A 19010-nucleotide genomic window follows, 5' to 3' on the forward strand; every position below is an offset into this window, starting at 1 on the left:
GCGACGTCGCGTCATCCCGTTGAAGGCCGCCAGCTCGTCGTCGCGACACTGCAGCCACGTCGCGCTTGAGGCTGTCGCGATTCGGCGACTATTTGTTCAAGGGCCTCGACGGCGGTCACGACATGTCATGATGCGGCGGTGAGCTCCTCGCTGCGGGCCCGGACCTCGACCCGGCCCGGGCAACCGGCGCCCGAACGGGCAACAGGGCGCGGTGCCCGGGCCGTCATCGCCCGATTGGTGCTGGGCAGCTCGGCGATACTGTTCATCGAGCTCGTCCTGATCCGCTGGCTCGGGTCGAACGTGCTGCATCTGTCGTACTTCACCAACTTCGTGTTGCTCGGCTCGTTCCTGGGCATCGGCATGGGTTTCTTGATCTCCCGGAAATCCTGGTCGATCCTGCCGCTGTCCAGCGTGTTGCTGATGCTGCTGGTGCTCGCCGTGCAGCTGTTTCCGATCAGATTGAACCGCAGCGGCAGCGACATCATCTACTTCACGTCGGCCAGCCCCAGCGGCCTGCCGGCCTGGATCGTGCTGCCGGCGGTCTTCGTCGTCGTAGCGGCGCTGATGGCCGGACCGGGCGAGGTGGTCGGTCGCTGCTTCGGGCAACTCGATGCGCTCACCTGCTACCGCTGGGACTTGATCGGCTCGCTGCTCGGCATCGGCCTGTTCACGCTGCTGTCATTCCTGCGGGCGCCGTCGGTGGTGTGGGGGATGATCGCCGCCGTCATGCTGGTGGCGCTGAACCAGCGCGGATTCAAAGTGGTTACCGCGATCTCGGGTGCCGGGCTGATCCTGGTCCTGCTGGCGGAGTCGATCACGGCCGGCGTCTCCTGGTCGCCGTACTACAAGGTGCAGACCTGGGGGCACCGGTCGTGGGACGGCGCGACGCTGGTGGCGATCTCGGTCAACGGCATCCCGCACCAGGTGATGGCGCCCGCAGACTGGATTCTCGCCCAGTCCGCTCCGACATACCAGCAGTACCGGGTGCCCTATGAGCGGACGAACTCGCTGCGCCTGGATAACGTGCTCGTCGTCGGGGCGGGGTCGGGGTCCGATGTCGCCATTGCCTTGTCCAAGGGGGCCAAGCACGTCGACGCGGTGGACATCGACCCGCGGCTCGTGCAGATCGGCGTCAGGCGCAACCCCGACCGGGCTTACGCGGACCCGCGCGTCACCGTGCACATCAACGACGGCCGGGCCTTCCTGCAATCGACCGACGCCACCTACGACCTGATCCTGTTCGCGCTGCCGGACTCGCTGGCTCTGGTCAACGGCGCCTCGCAGATTCGCCTGGAATCGTTCCTGTTCACCGATCGCGCGCTACGGACGGCCTACGAGCACCTCAAGCCGAGCGGTGTCTTCGCGATGTACAACGCCTATCGCCAGCCCTGGCTCATCGACCGGCTGGCCGAGACGGCGGCCGCCGCCTTCGGACATCGGCCGTGCGTCGACCAGACGGCCAGTCGCCGTGCGGTGATCACCGTCGCGGTCGATCCGGCCAATCAGAAGTGCGCCGCGCCGTACGCACCGCCGAGCGAGGTGGTCTCACCCGCCACCGACGACCGTCCGTTCCTCTACTACAAGGGCGGCGCGATCCCGGCCATGTATCTGTGGGCACTGGCCGGAATCATGCTGATCACGCTGCTCACAGTCCGGCTGCTGGGCGGGTCGTTTCGATCGATGCGGTCCTACTTCGACCTCTTCTTCATGGGCGCCGCGTTCCTGCTGCTGGAGACCAAGAACATCGCTACCTTCGCGCTGCTGTTCGGCACCACCTGGCTGGTGAACGCGCTGGTCTTCGGTGGGGTGCTGGTGATCGTCCTGGCGGCCGTCGAGACCACCCGGAAATTCCGCACTCCACCGCTTCCGGTGGTGTGGGGGACCATCGTCGCGTCCCTTGTAATGGCGTACGTGATCGACCCGGCCTGGTTGCTGAGTTGGCCGTTCTGGCCGCGACTGCTGCTGGCCTGCGTGGTCGGGTTCCTGCCGATTTACCTGGCCAACATCGCCTTTGCCAAACGCTTCGCCGCCACCGAGCACGCACAGTCGGCGTTCGCCATCAATCTGCTGGGTTCCATTCTCGGGGGCTGCCTCGAATATGGCGCCCTGGTCACCGGCTACCGCAATCTGTTGATCGTCGTCGGGGTACTCTACCTGCTCGCGTTCGTGCTGACCCCGAAACGGGACGGGGCGCTGGTCACCGTCTGACCACGGCCGCCTTGCACCGCATCCGCGTTGAGATGCATTGCGCCAGAAGCGATGCCGACGCCGGTGGTGGCGACGCAGTACCGCACGACGGGGTGCCCCGAGTGAACCCGGATTCGGCTGACAATTCCCAATTTTCAGCGCGGGCATTCGATTAAAGTCCTCGGGCGCGATACCGCCCAGCTGCCCGCCGGCCACGAGCCGGTCGCCCGATCGTCAACCGGAGCAGAACTGAGTCATCAAGGGCGACAACGGTTCCCGACCCGATCACGATACCGGGTCCGCCGGATCGGTAGCGGAGTCGACACTGGTGCCCCGGGTGCCGGCCCAAATCCGCGTAGCAGTTTTCCGTTCGAATTCGAATCGCTCTACCAGGTATCACGCGACGACCGATATGGGCAGCGGTTTGTCGGACGCGGCCGGCAAAACTCGACGCCGTGCCCCTTGAAGGAGCAGGATGCCTTCGTGAGCGACGCCTCGGTGATCGGTTGCGTCGGGACGTTGATCGTGGCGACCAGGGGCGCAGACGGGTCCGGATCCTGGCCGTCGCCGACGCGGAGAAAATGAAGATTCAGGCCGAAGCGGCGGCGTCGCACAACCGGGTGGCGCTGGACCGGATGCTCATCGACCAGCTGCCGGTCATCGTGGAGAAGGCCGCCCGAGGCCTGGCCGGGGCGAATCTGACCGTGCTCAACGGCGCCGAAGGGCTCAGCCAGGTGGCCGCCGGGCTGGTTTCGCAAGGTGTGGCCATCTTCGACGCGCTGCGCGGCGGAACGCTGGACTACGACGAGGACTCGGACAACGTGGTGTCGCCGCTCACCAGCGGCGCCAAAGAGGGTGCGTAACCACGTGATCGGCACGCCGCTCCGGGCGGCAGGGCCGCCCGATGGTTAACCGCGCGAATAAGCGGCTATATCCGCTTGGCGAATATCAGTGACGGCCGGGCGTTAGTGGTGTAACACTGAAACGCCGCGATTCCGATGTGCAATCGGCGCACGGCACCTACCGGCAACCTGGGGCGAAAGGTCTGCGGACGTGAGCGAGGAAGTCCAATCAACGGGGCTGGCGGAAGCGGCACGCGATCACCTCGCCGCCGAGCTGGCCAGGCTGCGGCAACGCCACGACCGCCTCGAGATCGAGGTCAAGAATGACCGAGGGATGGTCGGTGACCACGGGGACGCCGCCGAGGCGATCCAGCGCGCCGACGAGCTGGCCCTACTCGCAGACCGGATCAACGAACTGGACCGGCGGCTCAAGTCCGGGCCGCTGCGCGACACCGGGTCCGACACACTGCCCGGTGGCACCGAGGTGACGTTGCGGTTTCCCGACGGTGAGGTCGTCACGATGCACGTGATCTCCATCATCGAAGAGAGTCCCGAAGGCCACGAAGCGGAAACGCTGACCGCCAATAGCCCGCTCGGTCAGGCGCTCGCCGGGCGTCAACCCGGCGACACCGTCACCTACTCCACCCCCCGGGGGCCGAGTCAGGTCGAGCTGATCGCGATGAAGTTGCCCGCCTGATCGGCCGACGCACGGAAACGGAAGGCACCCGAGGCGCGGGCCGGCCCAGTTAGACTTCCCCCCGATGATCCCGCCCGAGCCTGATGCCGCGCCCACGCGCGAGCACCATCAGCACTTGCATCTGACGACCCAGATGATGCGTTTCGTCGTCACCGGCGGTTTCGCGGCGATCGTCGACTTCAGCGTCTACGTGGCGCTCTACAAAGGGGTGGGCCTGCAGGTTGACCTGTCGAAGTTCATCAGCGTCGTGGTCGGCACCATCACCGCCTACCTGATCAACCGCCGATGGACCTTCCAGGCCTCGCCGAGCGGAGCGCGGTTTGCCGCGGTCATGGGCCTTTACGCGGTTACCTTCGCCGTGCAGGTCGGGCTCAACCATCTGTGCCTGGCGCTGTTGCACTACCGGGGGTGGGCGATACCCGTCGCGTTCGTGATCGCGCAGGGCACCGCCACGGTGATCAACTTCGTCGTGCAGCGAGCGGTGATCTTCCGGATCCGCTGAGCGGACTGCGGACCTATCGTCCGGCTTCGCCGCACACTCGATCGAGCTGTTCCGCTGCCGGACGTCGGCGTCCCGCGGCGTCACCGCGGGAGGCGGTACCCTCTTTGACGATGTCGAGCAACGCCAGTTCCACCACCCCAACCCGGTTGACCGGGTGGGGCCGCACCGCGCCCTCGGTGGCCGACGTGCTGCGCACGCCCGATCCGGAAGTGATCGCCAAGGCGGTGGCCCGGGCGGCCGAATCCGGTGCCCGGGGTGTGATCGCCCGCGGCCTGGGCCGCTCCTACGGCGACAACGCGCAAAACGGCGGCGGCCTGGTGATCGACATGAGCGGGCTGAACAACATCCACTCCATCAGCGCCGACACCAAGCTGGCCGACGTCGACGCCGGCGTCAACCTCGACCAGCTGATGAAGGCCGCCCTGCCGTTCGGGCTGTGGGTGCCGGTGCTGCCCGGCACCCGGCAAGTCACCGTCGGTGGCGCGATCGCCTGCGACATTCACGGCAAGAACCACCACAGCGCGGGCAGCTTCGGCAACCATGTGCGGTCGATGGACCTGCTGCTGGCGAACGGCGAGGTCCGACGGCTCTCCCCGGACGGTGACGAGGCCGAGTTGTTCTGGGCCACCGTCGGCGGCAACGGGCTGACCGGCATCATCCTGCGCGCCACCATCGAGATGACACCGACCGAGACCGCGTACTTCATCGCCGACGGTGACGTCACCGCCACCCTGGACGAGACCATCGCCCTGCACAGCGACGGCAGCGAAGCCGACTACACCTATTCCAGCGCCTGGTTCGACGCGATCAGCGCCCCCCCGAAGCTGGGCCGGGCGGCCATATCGCGCGGCTCGCTGGCCCGGCTGGAACAGCTGCCCACGAAGTTGCAGCGCAACCCGCTGAAATTCGATGCGCCCCAACTGCTCACATTCCCCGACGTGTTCCCCAACGGGCTGGCCAACAAATACACCTTCGGGCCGATCGGCGAGCTGTGGTACCGCAAGTCCGGAACCTACCGCGGCAAGATCCAGAACCTGACGCAGTTCTACCACCCGCTAGACATGTTCGGTGAATGGAACCGCGCCTACGGTCCGGCGGGTTTTCTGCAGTACCAGTTCGTGATTCCCACCGAGGCGGTCGACGAGTTCAAGAAGATCATCCGCGACATCCAGGCCAGCGGCCACTACTCGTTTCTCAACGTGTTCAAGTTGTTCGGCCCCGGCAACCGGGCACCGCTGAGCTTTCCGATCCCGGGCTGGAACATCTGCGTCGACTTCCCGATCAAGGCCGGCCTGAACGAGTTCGTCAGCGAACTGGACCGCCGGGTACTGGAATTCGGCGGCCGGCTCTACACCGCCAAGGATTCCCGCACCACCGCCGAAACCTTCCACGCCATGTATCCGCGCATCGACGAATGGATTGCCGTGCGCCGCAAGGTCGACCCGCTGCGGGTGTTCGCCTCCGACATGGCCCGACGTTTGGAGCTGCTCTAGATGGTGCGCAATGGTTCTTGATGCCGTGGGAAACCCCCAGTCCATCCTGCTGCTGGGCGGCACGTCCGAAATCGGGCTGGCCATCTGCGAGCGCTACCTGCGCAACGCTCCGGCCCGTATCGTGTTGGCCTGCCTGCCCGACGACCCGGGCCGCGACGACGCGGTCGCTGCGATGAAGGCCGCCGGCGCGCGGTCGGTGGAACTCGTCGACTTCGACGCGGTGGACACCGAAAGCCACCCGAAGGTGATCGAGCAGTGCTTTGCCGATGGCGACATAGACGTGGCCATCGTCGCGTTCGGCCTGCTCGGGGACGCCGAAGAGCTGTGGCAGAACCAGCGCAAGGCGGTGCAAATCGCCGAGATCAACTACACCGCGGCGGTTTCGGTGGGTGTGCTGCTGGCCGAGAAGATGCGTGCCCAGGGCTTCGGCCAGATCATCGCAATGAGCACCGTGGCCGGCGAACGGGTGCGCCGGTCCAACTTCGTCTACGGCTCCACCAAGGCCGGTCTGGACGGCTTCTACCTTGGATTGTCAGAGGCGTTGCGCGAGTACGGGGTTCGGGTTCTGGTGATCCGGCCGGGCCAGGTCCGTACCCGGATGAGCGCGCATATCAAGGAAGCTCCGCTGACCGTCGACAAGGAGTACGTCGCCAACCTCGCGGTGACCGCGGCCGCAAAAGGTAAGGAATTGGTTTGGGCGCCAGCAGCATTCCGTTACGTGATGATGGTGTTGCGACACATCCCGCGAAGCATCTTCCGCAAGCTGCCCATCTGAGCATGCCGGGCGCCCGCAACGCGCTGGCCACTATTGGCCAGATGGCCCTGGCAGCGCTGGTGGCTGTGGTCGTAGCCGTGGTAGCGCTGAACGCTATTTCGCGGGTGGAGTGGCCGGCTTTCCCGTCGTCCAACCAGTTGCATGCGCTGACCACTGTCGGCCAGGTCGGCTGTTTGGCCGGGCTGCTCGCCGTCGGCTGGGGGTGGCGCTCCGGGCGGTTTCGCCGGCTGGCGCAGCTGGGCGGGCTGGTGCTGGTGTCGGCGTTCACCGTCGTCACGCTGGGCATGCCGCTGGGCGCCACCAAGCTGTACCTGTTCGGCGTCTCGGTCGACCAGCAGTTCCGCACCGAGTACCTGACCCGGCTCGCCGACAGCCCCGCCCTGCAGGACATGACCTACCTCGGGCTGCCGCCGTTCTACCCGCCCGGCTGGTTCTGGATCGGCGGTCGCGCCGCCGCCCTGACCGGCACACCCGCCTGGGAGATGTTCAAACCCTGGGCGATCACCTCGATCACCGTCGCTGTCGCGGTCGCGTTGGTGCTGTGGTGGCGGCTGATCCGCTTCGAATACGCGCTGCTGGTCACCACCGCCACGGCGGCGGTGACGCTGGCCTACAGCTCGCCGGAGCCGTACGCCGCGATGATCACCGTGCTGCTGCCGCCGGTGCTGGTGTTGACCTGGTCGGGGCTGCGCGCCGGCGATCGCCGCCGCGAGCGTGACGCCACAGTCACGCCCGAAGCCGAGGGTGACGCCATAGTCACACACGCCTGGATGGCGCCGACGAGGGCGGGTTGGGCCGCCGTCGTCGGCGCCGGCGTCTTCCTGGGCTTCGCGGCGACCTGGTACACGCTGCTATTCGCCTACAGCGCGTTCACTGTCGCGCTGATGGCGCTGCTGCTGGCCGGGTCCCGGTGGCGTCAGGGCGGCCTCAAGGCGGCCGTCGACCCGCTGCGCCGGCTGGCCGTCATCGGCGTCATCGCGGCGGCCATCGGCTCCAGCACCTGGCTGCCGTATCTGCTGCGGGCGGCCCGCGACCCGGTCAGCAACACCGGCAGCGCCCAGCATTACCTGCCGGCCGACGGCGCCGAACTGGCCTTCCCGATGCTGCAGTTCTCGCTGCTGGGCGCGCTGTGCCTGCTGGGCACCCTGTGGCTGGTGGTCCGGGCGCGGTCGTCGACCCGGGCCGGCGCGCTGGCCATCGGTGTGCTGGCCGTCTACCTGTGGTCGCTGCTGTCGATGCTGACCACGCTGGCGCGCACCACGCTGCTGTCGTTTCGGCTGCAGCCGACGTTGACCGTGCTGCTGGCCGCGGCGGGCGTGTTCGGCTTCGTCGAGGTGGCACAAGCGCTGGCCGTAAGGCGGCACGCTGTGCTCCCGGTGGCCGGCGCGATCGGACTGGCCGGTGCCATCGCGTTCAGCCAGGACATTCCCGACGTGCTGCGGCCCGACCTGACGGTCGCCTACACCGACACCGACGGCCACGGCCAGCGCGGTGACCGGCGCCCGCCCGGCTCCGAGAAGTACTACCCGGCGGTCGACGCGGCCATCCGAAAGGTCACCGGCAAACCGCGCAATCAGCTAGTGGTGCTTACCGCCGACTACAGCTTCCTGTCGTACTACCCATATTGGGGTTTCCAGGGGCTGACGTCGCACTACGCCAACCCGCTGGCGCAGTTCGACAAGCGCGCCGCCCACATCGAGAGCTGGGCGAAGCTCAAGACCGCCGGCGAGTTCATCGCCGCCCTGGACAAGCTGCCCTGGCCGGCGCCGACGGTGTTTCTGATGCGCCGCGGCTCCAATGCCGCTGGAGCTAATACCTACACCCTGCGGCTGGCCGAAGACGTCTACCCCAACCAGCCCAACGTCCGTCGCTACACCGTGGATCTGAAGTCCGCCCTCTTCGCCGACCCCCGTTTCAGCGTCGACACCATAGGCCCCTTCGTCCTGGCCATTCGCAAACCGGCGGCGGGCGCCTGATGGCCACCGAAACCGCACCGGGCGCGCTGCAACAATTACCATCTACCTCCGTGAGCGACGCGGGAGCAAACTACCGGATCGCTCGGTTCGTCGCCGCCGTCGCGGGCCTGCTCGGGACCATCCTGGCGCTGGCCACCCCGCTGCTGCCGGTCAAGGAGACCACCGCGCAACTGAACTGGCCGCAAAGCGGCACCTTCACCAGCGTCGAGGCGCCGCTGATCAGCTATGTGGCCACCGAACTCAACATCGCCATCCCCTGCCAGGCCGCCGCCGGACTGGCCGGGCCGCAGAACACCGGCAAGACCGTGCTGTTGTCGACGGTGCCCAAGCAGGCCCCCAATGCCGTCGACCGCGGGCTGCTCATCCAGCGCGCCAACGACGACCTGGTGCTGGTGGTGCGCAATGTCCCGGTGGTCAGCGCTCCGCTGAGCCAGGTGCTGAGCCCCGCATGTCAGCAGTTGTCGTTTACCGCCCACGCCGACAAGGTCGCCGCCGAATTCGTGGGGCTCAAACAGGGTCCCAACGCCGAACATGCCGGCGAACCGCTGCGCGGGGAGCGCAGCGGCTACGACTTTCGGCCGCAGATCGTCGGGGTGTTCACCGATCTGTCCGGGCCGACACCGCCGGGTCTGAGCTTCTCGGCGACCGTCGACACCCGCTACAGCAGCAGCCCCACCCCGCTGAAGATGGCCGCGATGATCCTGGGCCTGCTGTCCACCGCCGTCGCCCTGGTGGCATTGCACGTCCTCGACACCGCCGACGGCACTCGCCACCGGCGCATCCTGCCGCAGCGCTGGTGGTCGATCGGCGGGCTTGACGCCCTGGTCATCGCCGTGCTGGTGTGGTGGCACTTCGTCGGCGCCAACACCTCCGATGACGGCTACATCCTCACCATGGCCAGGGTGTCCGAACGTGCCGGCTACATGGCGAACTATTACCGTTGGTTCGGCACGCCCGAGGCGCCCTTCGGCTGGTACTACGACCTGCTGGCACTGTGGGCACACGTCAGCACCGCCAGCGTCTGGATGCGGCTGCCCACCCTGGCGATGGCCTTGACGTGCTGGTGGTTGATCAGCCGCGAGGTCATCCCCCGTCTCGGCCACGCCGTCAAACACAGCCGCGCTGCGGCGTGGACGGCGGCGGGGATGTTCCTGGCGGTGTGGCTGCCGCTGAACAACGGCCTGCGGCCGGAGCCGATCATCGCCCTGGGCATCCTGCTGACCTGGTGTTCGGTCGAGCGCGCGGTGTCCACCAGCCGGCTGCTGCCGGTGGCGATCGCCTGCATCCTCGGTGCGCTGACGCTGTTCTCCGGGCCAACCGGCATCGCCTCCATCGGCGCGCTGCTGGTCGCGATCGGGCCGCTGCGGACCATCCTGCACCGGCGCTACAAACAGTTCGGCGCGCTGCCGCTGCTGGCGCCGTTGCTCGCCGCGGCCACCGTCACCGCGATCCTGATCTTCCGCGACCAGACGTTTGCCGGCGAGACCCAGGCAAGCCTGCTCAAGCGGGCCGTCGGCCCCAGCCTCAAGTGGTTCGACGAACACATCCGCTACGAGCGGCTGTTCATGGCCAGCCCCGACGGGTCGGTGGCCCGCCGCTTCGCGGTGCTGGCGCTGGTCGTCGCGCTCGCCGTCGCGGTGGCAATGTCGTTGCGCAAACGGCGAATTCCGGGCACGGCCGCCGGTCCCAGCCGCCGCATCATCGGGATCACCATCATCTCGTTCCTGGCGATGATGTTCACCCCGACCAAATGGACCCACCACTTCGGGGTGTTCGCCGGGCTGGCGGGCTCACTGGGGGCGCTGGCCGCGGTCGCGGTAACCGGGGCGGCAATGCGGTCCCGACGTAACCGCACCGTGTTCGCCGCCGTGGTGATCTTCGTGATGGCGTTGTCCTTCGCCAGCGTCAACGGCTGGTGGTATGTCTCCAATTTCGGTGTTCCGTGGTCGAATTCGTTCCCGAAGTGGCGCTGGTCGCTCACCACCGCGCTGCTCGAGCTCTCGGTCGTGGTGCTGGTGGTGGCGGCGTGGTTTAACTTCGTCGACACCGACGACGGGTCGCCCAAGACCCGGATCGGGGCACGGCTGGCCCGGATAATCCAGTCCCCGTTGGCAATTGCGACGTGGCTGCTGGTGATCATGGAGGTCGCGTCGCTGACTCTGGGGATGATTTCCCAGTACCCGGCGTGGTCCGTCGGCCGGTCCAACCTGCAAGCTGTCACCGGCAAGACATGCGGGCTGGCCGAAGACGTACTGGTGGAGCTCGATCCCGACGCCGGCATGCTGCCGCCAGTGAGCGCTCCGGTTGCCGAGGCGCTCGGGGCCGGATTATCAGAATCCTTTACGCCCAACGGAATTCCCGCTGACGTCTCCGCCGACCCGGTGATGGAACGTCCGGGCGACCGCAGCTTCATCAACGACGACGGCCTGGTCACCGGCACCGAAGCCGGCACCGAAGGCGGCACCACCGCCGCACCGGGGATCAACGGCTCCCGCGCCCGGCTGCCCTTCAACCTGGACCCAGCCCGGACCCCGGTGCTGGGCAGCTGGCGGGCCGGCATCCAGGTGCCCGCGCTGCTCCGGTCGGGCTGGTATCGCCTGCCCCCCAAGGAGGAACGCAACAAGACACCGCTGCTGGTCGTTTCGGCAGCCGGCCGCTTCGATCCCCGTGAAGTCCAGGTGCAATGGGCCACCGACGACCAAGCGGCGTCCGGACACCCCGGCGGCTCGATGAGCTTTGCCGATGTCGGCGCGGTGCCGGCCTGGCGTAACCTACGCGCGCCGCTGTCGGCCATTCCCGACAGCGCCACCCAGATTCGCCTGGTGGCCGACGACGAGGACCTGGCTCCGCAGCACTGGATCGCCTTGACACCGCCGCGGATTCCGCGGCTGCGCACACTGCAGGACGTGGTGGGTTCCAAGGATCCGGTGTTCCTGGACTGGCTGGTCGGGCTGGCATTCCCATGCCAGCGACCGTTCGGCCATCAGAACGGCGTCGTCGAGACACCGAAATGGCGGATCCTGCCGGACCGGTTCGGCGCCGAGGCCAACTCTCCCGTCATGGACAAAAACGGCGGCGGCCCGCTGGGCATCGCCGAGCTGCTGCTGCGCGCGACGACGGTGGCCAGCTATCTCAAGGACGACTGGTTCCGCGACTGGGGCTCGCTGCAGCGGCTGACCCCCTACTACCCCGACGCCGAGCCGGCACGCTTGCAGCTGGGCACGGTGACCCGTAGCGGTCTGTGGAATCCCGCGCCAATGCGCAAGGGGTAGGGGTGGCGGTTGACCTCTTGAGTGTTGGGGCCCGGCCCACCGACAAGATCCAGCCGGCACGAGGCAACGGCTACGCATGGCGCTTCCTTCGGAAAGCTCGCTGTCAGAGCGTCAGCGACCCAGATCCAATTTCGCGCCGACCTCCTCGGGATCGGCGTGGGCGAAGATTGCCTTGACCGCCGCGGTCGCCCACCGCAGCCTGTTTGCCGGTAACCGCCGGGTGCAGGTTGTGCACCAAATGGACTCGGCGCCGCTGCCACGATGCTCCGTGGAACTATTGGGCCACACGGGCTTTCAATCCGGCGTGGGTATCGGAGATGACCAGATGTACCCGCACAATCTGCGAGCTTGCAATGACGCCACAAACTCCCGCCAGAACGAATCGCTGTCACCAACGGCGGTACCTAACACCTCGGGGCTGCTCTCGATCGGGCGTTAGTTAGCTAACAAAGCTATACAGCGGGAGCAGGTTTTTCCGGCGTCGCAGCATGCTGCTTTCAGAAACGGCCTGGATACCTGCGCATTTCCGACGGCTCCTCCTGGCCCCAGGCAGAAGTTTTCGCAGTTCGATGCCACCAGCCGCCCACCGTCCGAGCCCGCGCTGACGGCGCCGAGACTGCGCCCACATCGCCGCTTAGCGCCGGCTTCACGCACCTGACGCAGACTCGATCGCAATAACCGCCCACGCTGTCCGGCCCCGCATCGCAAAGCCACTCAGCCTCGTCGCCTACGATCGACCCTCGTGCCCCTCGACGGTAATGAGCGATCTCACCGGATCGCCCGCCTAGTTGCCGTCGTCTCGGGAATCGGCGGATTGCTGTTGTGCGCCCTGGTTCCGCTGCTGCCGGTGAAGCAGACGACGGCGACGATCCTGTGGCCCCAGGGCAGTACCGCCGACGGCGGCGTCACCCAGATCACCGCCCCATTGGTATCCGGGGCACCGCGGGCACTCGACATCTCGGTCCCGTGCCCGGCAATCGCCACCCTGCCCGCCGGCGGCGGTCTGGTGCTGTCGACCCTGCCGGCCGGCGGCGTCGACACCGGTAAACATGGCCTGTTCGTCCGGGCCGACAAGGACACCGTCGTCGTCGCCTTCCGCGACACGGTGGCCGCGGTGGCATCGCGGTCGGCAATCGCCGAGGGACGCTGCAGCGTGCTGCACCTGTGGGCCGACGCCGGCGGCGCGCACGCCGACTTCGTCGGCATTCCCGCCGCCGCGGGAACGCTGCCCGCCGAAAAGAAGCCGCAGGTCGGCGGGATCTTCACCGACCTGAAGGTGCCCGCCCAGCCCGGCCTGTCGGCCCGCGTGGACGTCGACACCCGATTCATCATCAACCCCACCGCCGTCAAAACGATCGCGATGACCCTGGGCGCGCTGGCGGTCGCGGCCGCGATCCTGGCTTTGGCGGTCCTGGATCGCCAGAGCCGGGGCGGTGTGCGGCTCTCCCGACGCCGCCCCCGGGCGGGCTTTGCGGCCTGGCTTGCCGACGCCGGGGTGATCGCCACGCTGCTGCTCTGGCACATCATCGGCGCCACCTCGTCCGACGACGGCTACAACCTGACCATCGCCCGCGTCGCGCCCAAGGCCGGCTATGTCGCCAACTACTACCGCTACTTCGGCACGACGGAGGCGCCGTTCGACTGGTATCTCGGGGTGCTGGCCCGTCTGGCGTCGGTGAGCACCGCCGGCGTGTGGATGCGGCTGCCGGCCACACTCGCCGGCATCGGCTGCTGGCTGATCATCAGTCACTTCGCGCTGCGGCGGCTGGGACCGGGCAAGGGCGGCCTGGCGTCCAACCGGGCGGCGGTGCTGACCGCGGGCGCGGTGTTCCTGGCCGCGTGGCTGCCGTTCAACAACGGCCTGCGCCCCGAACCGCTGATCGCGCTGGGCGTGCTGGTCACCTGGGTGCTGGTGGAACGCTCGATCGCGCAACGGCACCTGGCGCCGGGCGCGCTCGCCGTCATCGTCGCAATGCTGACCGCCACGCTGGCGCCGCAGGGCCTGATAGCGCTGGCCCCGCTGCTCACCGGCGCCCGCGCCATCGCCCAAATCATCCGGCGGCGCCAGGCCACCGACGGCCTGCTGGCGCCGCTGGCAGTGCTGGCGGCATCACTGTCGCTGATCACCGTGGTGGTGTTCCGCAGCCAGACGTTGGCGACGGTCGCCGAGTCGGCGCGGATCAAGTACCAGGTCGGCCCCACGATCGCGTGGTACCAGGACTTCCTGCGCTACTACTTCCTCACGGTCGAGTCCAATGCGGACGGGTCGATGTCGCGGCGATTCGCCGTGCTGGTGATGTTGCTATGCCTGTTCGGAATGCTGTTCGTGCTGCTGCGGCGCGGCCGGGTGCCGGGGCTGGCCAGCGGTCCGGCCTGGCGGCTGATCGGCACCACGGCTGTCGGCCTGCTGCTGTTGACGTTCACCCCCACCAAATGGGCCATCCAGTTCGGCGCGTTCGCCAGCCTGGGCGGCGCCCTGGGGGCGGTCACCGCGTTCACCGTGGCGCGGATCGGCCTGCACAGCCGGCGAAACCTCACGCTCTACATCACCGCGTTGCTGTTCGTGCTGGCGTGGGCCACCTCGGGCATCAACGGCTGGTTCTACGTCGGCAACTACGGCGTGCCGTGGTACGACATCCAGCCGGTCATCGCCAGCCGCCCGGTGACGTCGATGTTCCTTGCGCTGTCGGTGCTGACCGGCCTGCTGGCCGCCTGGTACCACTTCCGGATGGACTACGCCGGACACACCGAGGTCAAGGACAACCGGCGCAACCGGGTCCTGGCCTCAACCCCGCTGCTGGTCGTCGCGGTGATCATGGTGCTGGGCGAAGTCGGCTCGCTGACCAAGGGGGCGGTGTTCCGCTACCCGCTGTACACCACCGCCAAGGCCAATCTGGCCGCCCTGGAATCCGGGCTGTCGCCCAGCAGCTGCGCCATGGCCGACGACGTGCTGGCCGAGCCTGATCCCAATGCCGGTATGCTGCAACCGGTTCCGGGTCAGACCTTCGGACCCGACGGACCGCTCGGCGGCGTCAACCCGGTCGGCTTCAAGCCCGAGGGCGTGGGTGAGGACCTGAAGTCCGACCCGGTGGTCAGCAAACCCGGAGTGGTCAACTCCGACGCATCGCCCAACAAGCCCAACGCCGCCATCACCGACTCCGCCGGCACCGCCGGCGGCAAGGGCCCGGTCGGGGTCAACGGGTCGCACGCGGCGCTGCCGTTCGGGCTGGACCCCACTCGCACCCCGGTGATGGGCAGCTACGGCGAGAACACCCTGGCCGCCACGGCCACCTCGGCCTGGTATCAACTGCCTGCCCGCAGCGCGGACCGGCCGCTGGTCGTGATCTCGGCCGCCGGGGCCATCTGGTCATACAAAGAGGACGGCGACTTCGTCTACGGCCAGTCACTGAAACTGCAGTGGGGTGTCACCCGGCCCGACGGCGGCATCCAGCCGCTCGGGCAGGTGTTCCCGATCGACCTCGGGCCGCAACCGGCGTGGCGCAACCTGCGGTTCCCGCTGATCTGGGCCCCGCCGGAGGCCGACGTGGCGCGCATCGTCGCCTACGACCCCAACCTGAGTCCCGAGCAATGGTTCGCCTTCACCCCGCCGCGGGTCCCGGTGCTGGAAACGCTGCAGCAGCTGATCGGCTCCCGGACACCGGTGTTGATGGATATCGCGACCGCCGCCAACTTCCCCTGCCAGCGGCCGTTCTCCGAACACCTTGGCGTGGCCGAACTTCCGCAATACCGGATCATGCCCGACCACAAGCAGACGGCGGTGTCGTCGAACCTGTGGCAGTCCAGCTCCACCGGCGGGCCGTTCCTGTTGACCCAGGCGCTGCTGCGGACCTCGACGATCTCGACGTACCTGCGTGGCGACTGGTATCGCGACTGGGGAACGGTGGAGCAGTACTACCGGCTGGTGCCGGCCGATCAGGCACCGGATGCCGTCGTCCAACAAGGCGTGGTGACCGTGCCCGGCTGGAGCCGGCAAGGACCGATCAGGGCTCTCCCATGACCGGGGCCATGAGCATGACCGCAGCCAGCCGCGACGTCCGGGTGACCCGCTGGGTGGCGACGGTCGCCGGCCTGGTCGGCTTCGTATTGTCGGTCGCGACGCCATTGCTGCCCGTCGTGCAGACCACCGCGATGCTCAACTGGCCGCAAAACGGACAACTCAATAGCGTGACGGCACCGTTGATCACGCTGACGCCGGTCGACCTGACCGCCACCGTGCCGTGTGAGGTGGTGCGCGGCATGCCGCCGCAGGGCGGGGTGGTCCTGGGCACCGCACCCAAGCAGGGCAAGGACGCCAACCTGCAGGCGATGTTCGTCGTCGTCAGCAGTCAGCGGGTCGACGTCACCGACCGCAACGTGGTGATCCTGTCGGTGCCGCGTGACCAGGTGGTCGGCGGCGCAAATGCGCCGGGATGTTCAAGCATCGAGGTCACCTCGACGCACGCCGGAACGTTCGCCACCTTCGTCGGTCTCAAGGATCCCGGCGGACAACCATTGCGCGGCGGTTTCCCCGATCCCAACCTGCGCCCCCAGATTGTCGGGGTGTTCACCGACCTCACCGGCCCCGCACCGGCCGGGCTAAGGCTGTCGGCGACCATCGACACCCGGTTCTCCACCACCCCCACCACGCTGAAACTGCTGGCGATCATCGGCGCGATCGTGGCCACCGTCGTCGCGTTGATCGCGCTGTGGCGGCTCGATCAGCTGGACGGCCACCGCATGCGTCGGTGGATTCCACAAAACTGGCGCAGCTTCACCCTGCTCGACGGCGTGGTGATCGTCGCGTTCCTGCTCTGGCACGTCATCGGCGCCAACTCCTCCGACGACGGCTACATCCTGGGCATGGCCCGCGTCGCCGACCGCGCCGGCTACATGTCCAACTACTTCCGCTGGTTCGGCAGCCCGGAGGACCCGTTCGGCTGGTACTACAACCTGCTGGCGCTGATGACCCACGTCAGTAACTCCAGCTTCTGGGACGCCAGCATCTGGATGCGGTTGCCGGACCTGTTCGCCGGACTGGTGTGCTGGCTGCTGTTATCGCGTGAGGTGCTGCCACGGCTGGGGCCGGCGGTGGCGGCCAGCAAACCTGCCAACTGGGCCGCGGCGATGGTCCTGCTGACCGCGTGGATGCCGTTCAACAACGGCCTGCGGCCCGAAGGCATTATCGCGCTGGGCTCGCTGGTCACCTATGTGCTGATCGAGCGGTCGATGCGGTACAGCCGGCTCACCCCGGCGGCGCTGGCGATCATCGCCGCCGCGTTCACGCTCGGAGTCCAGCCCACCGGCTTGATCGCGGTGGCCGCACTGGTGGCCGGCGGCCGCCCGATCCTGCGGATCTTCGTGAAACGCCACCGCCTGGTGGGCACGTTGCCGTTGCTGTCGCCGATGCTGGCCGCCGGCACCATCATCCTGACCGTGGTATTCGCCGACCAGACGCTGTCAACGGTGTTGGAAGCCACCAGGGTTCGCGGCAAAATCGGTCCCAGTCAAGCCTGGTACACCGAGAACCTGCGCTACTACTACCTCATCCTGCCCACCGTCGACGGTTCGCTGTCGCGCCGGTTCGGCTTTCTGATCACCGCGCTGTGCCTGTTCACCGCGGTGTTTATCATGTTGCGGCGCAAGCGAATTCCGGGAGTGGCGCGGGGGCCGGCGTGGCGGTTGATGGGCGTCATCTTCGCCACCATGTTCTTCCTGATGTTCACCCCGACCAAGTGGGTGCACCACTTCGGCCTGTTCGCCGCGGTGGGGGCGGCGATGGCGGCGCTGACGACGGTGTTGGTATCACGAGAGGTGCTGCGCTGGTCGCGCAACCGGATGGCGTTCCTGGCGGCGGTGTTGTTCATGCTGGCGTTGTGCTGGGCGACCACCAACGGCTGGTGGTACGTCTCCAGCTACGGCGTGCCGTTCAACAGCGCGATGCCGAAGATCGCCGGAATCACGGTCAGCACAATCTTTTTCGCGCTGTTCGCGATCGCTGCGCTGTATGCGGCCTGGCTGCATTTCGCACCCCGGGGCAGCGGTGAGGGGCGCCTGACCCGAGCTGTCACCAGCGCGCCGGTCCCACTGGCGGCCGGCTTCATGGCTTTGGCGTTCGTCGCGTCGATGGTGGCCGGGATCGTGCGCCAGTACCCCACCTACTCCAACGGCTGGTCCAACCTGCGGGCGTTCGTCGGCGGCTGCGGCCTGGCCGACGACGTGCTCGTCGAGCCGGATCCCAACGAGGGCTTCATGACGGCGCTGCCCGGCGATTACGGCCCGCTGGGGCCGCTGGGCGGCATCGACCCGACGGGCTTCACCCCCAACGGCGTGCCGGAACACACCGTCGCCGAGGCGATCGTGATGAAACCCAACCAGCCGGGCACCGATTACGACTGGGATGCGCCGACCAAGCTCAAGACCGCGGGCATCAACGGGTCCACGGTGCCGCTTCCCTACCGGCTCGATCCGGCACGGGTTCCGCTGGCCGGCACCTACACCACCGGGCCGCAGCAGCAGAGCAGACTCGCCTCGGCGTGGTATCTGCTGCCCAAGCCGGACGACGGACATCCGCTGGTGGTGGTGACCGCCGCCGGGAAGATCGCCGGGCACAGCGTGCTGCACGGCTACACCCCCGGGCAGACGGTGGTGCTGGAGTACGCCCGGCCGGGGCCGGGCGCGCTGGTGCCCGCCGGACGGCTGGTGCCCGACGACCTCTACGGGGAACAGCCCAAAGCCTGGCGCAATCTGCGGTTCGCCCGCGACAAGATGCCCGCCGACGCCGTCGCCGTCCGGGTGGTGGCCGAGGACCTGTCCCTGACCCCCGAGGACTGGATCGCGGTGACCCCGCCGCGGGTGCCGGACCTGCGGTCGTTGCAGGAATACGTCGGCTCCACCCAACCGGTGCTGCTGGACTGGGCGGTCGGGCTGGCGTTCCCGTGTCAGCAGCCGATGCTGCACGTCAACGGCGTCACCGAGATCCCGAAATTCCGCATCACACCGGACTACAACGCCAAGAAGCTGGACACCGACACCTGGGAGGACGGCGTCAACGGCGGCCTGCTGGGCATCACCGACCTGCTGCTGCGCGCCCATGTGATGGCCACCTATCTGTCGCGCGACTGGGCCCGCGACTGGGGATCACTGCGCAAATTCGACACCCTGGTCGATGCGCCGCCCGCACAACTCGACCTTGGCACCGCGACCCGCGGCGGATTGTGGTCGCCGGGCAAGATCCGGATCGGCCCCTGAGTTTCGACTCTGCGTTGA

10 protein-coding genes and 1 pseudogene are annotated in these 19010 nt (G+C 67.8%); 10 read left to right on the plus strand and 1 reads right to left on the minus strand.

The annotated features are described in order from the left end of the window. Positions 1–138 precede the first annotated feature (138 nt). The 8 genes from EET03_RS26620 to EET03_RS26655 all read left to right on the plus strand — a co-directional run bounded on the left by EET03_RS26620 (position 139) and on the right by EET03_RS26655 (position 11744). A complete protein-coding gene (locus EET03_RS26620; protein WP_122508848.1) occupies positions 139–2208 on the plus strand; it encodes a spermine/spermidine synthase domain-containing protein in 2070 nt (689 codons plus the stop codon). A gap of 434 nt (positions 2209–2642) precedes the next feature. Next, entirely contained in the window at positions 2643–3050 is a 408-nt protein-coding gene (locus EET03_RS26625) for a hypothetical protein (RefSeq protein WP_244232559.1), read from the plus strand. A 190-nt stretch (positions 3051–3240) separates the two neighbouring features. Then, the gene (locus tag EET03_RS26630) at positions 3241–3726 is read left to right on the plus strand and encodes a GreA/GreB family elongation factor (RefSeq protein WP_075544615.1); all 486 of its coding nucleotides are present in this window, start codon (positions 3241–3243) and stop codon (positions 3724–3726) included. Positions 3727–3862: 136 nt separating this feature from the next. Continuing rightward, complete coding sequence (locus EET03_RS26635) at positions 3863–4228, plus strand: GtrA family protein (protein WP_099194290.1); 366 nt, start codon at positions 3863–3865, stop codon at positions 4226–4228. 110 nt (positions 4229–4338) lie between these two features. Continuing rightward, positions 4339–5721, plus strand: coding sequence for a decaprenylphosphoryl-beta-D-ribose oxidase (gene dprE1 / locus EET03_RS26640; protein WP_075544616.1), 1383 nt, complete (start codon positions 4339–4341; stop codon positions 5719–5721). A gap of 10 nt (positions 5722–5731) precedes the next feature. After that, complete coding sequence (gene dprE2, locus EET03_RS26645) at positions 5732–6496, plus strand: decaprenylphospho-beta-D-erythro-pentofuranosid-2-ulose 2-reductase (RefSeq protein ID WP_036411172.1); 765 nt, start codon at positions 5732–5734, stop codon at positions 6494–6496. Positions 6497–6498: 2 nt separating this feature from the next. Beyond that, positions 6499–8472, plus strand: coding sequence for a galactan 5-O-arabinofuranosyltransferase (locus EET03_RS26650; RefSeq protein WP_075544617.1), 1974 nt, complete (start codon positions 6499–6501; stop codon positions 8470–8472). Further along, the gene (locus EET03_RS26655; RefSeq protein WP_099193841.1) at positions 8472–11744 is read left to right on the plus strand and encodes an arabinosyltransferase domain-containing protein; all 3273 of its coding nucleotides are present in this window, start codon (positions 8472–8474) and stop codon (positions 11742–11744) included. Before EET03_RS26650 ends, EET03_RS26655 begins: the two co-directional genes overlap by 1 nt. A gap of 62 nt (positions 11745–11806) precedes the next feature. Here EET03_RS26655 and EET03_RS32055 read toward each other — a convergent pair. Further along, positions 11807–12173 (minus strand): annotated as a pseudogene (locus EET03_RS32055) (transposase); the annotation flags it as partial. Positions 12174–12486: 313 nt separating this feature from the next. Between EET03_RS32055 and EET03_RS26665 the strand changes: the two are divergent. Both EET03_RS26665 and embB read left to right on the plus strand, forming a co-directional pair. Next, the gene (locus tag EET03_RS26665; protein WP_075544620.1) at positions 12487–15762 is read left to right on the plus strand and encodes an arabinosyltransferase domain-containing protein; all 3276 of its coding nucleotides are present in this window, start codon (positions 12487–12489) and stop codon (positions 15760–15762) included. Further along, positions 15759–18992: an arabinosyltransferase EmbB gene (embB, locus tag EET03_RS26670; RefSeq protein ID WP_099193842.1), complete on the plus strand. Its 3234-nt coding sequence runs from the start codon at positions 15759–15761 to the stop codon at positions 18990–18992. Before EET03_RS26665 ends, embB begins: the two co-directional genes overlap by 4 nt. Positions 18993–19010 lie beyond the last annotated feature (18 nt).

The sequence above is a fragment of the Mycobacterium innocens genome (genome assembly GCF_900566055.1).
Taxonomy (GTDB): domain Bacteria; phylum Actinomycetota; class Actinomycetes; order Mycobacteriales; family Mycobacteriaceae; genus Mycobacterium; species Mycobacterium innocens.

Excerpts from the sequence above, each read along its gene's own strand:
- EET03_RS26635 (WP_099194290.1), top strand. The coding sequence starts at position 3,863 with ATGCGTTTCGTCGTCACCGGCGGTTTCGCGGCGATCGTCGACTTCAGC.
- dprE1 (WP_075544616.1), top strand. The coding sequence starts at position 4,339 with ATGTCGAGCAACGCCAGTTCCACCACCCCAACCCGGTTGACCGGGTGG.
- dprE2 (WP_036411172.1), top strand. The coding sequence starts at position 5,732 with ATGGTTCTTGATGCCGTGGGAAACCCCCAGTCCATCCTGCTGCTGGGC.
- EET03_RS26650 (WP_075544617.1), top strand. The coding sequence starts at position 6,499 with ATGCCGGGCGCCCGCAACGCGCTGGCCACTATTGGCCAGATGGCCCTG.
- EET03_RS26655 (WP_099193841.1), top strand. The coding sequence starts at position 8,472 with ATGGCCACCGAAACCGCACCGGGCGCGCTGCAACAATTACCATCTACC.
- embB (WP_099193842.1), top strand. The coding sequence starts at position 15,759 with ATGACCGGGGCCATGAGCATGACCGCAGCCAGCCGCGACGTCCGGGTG.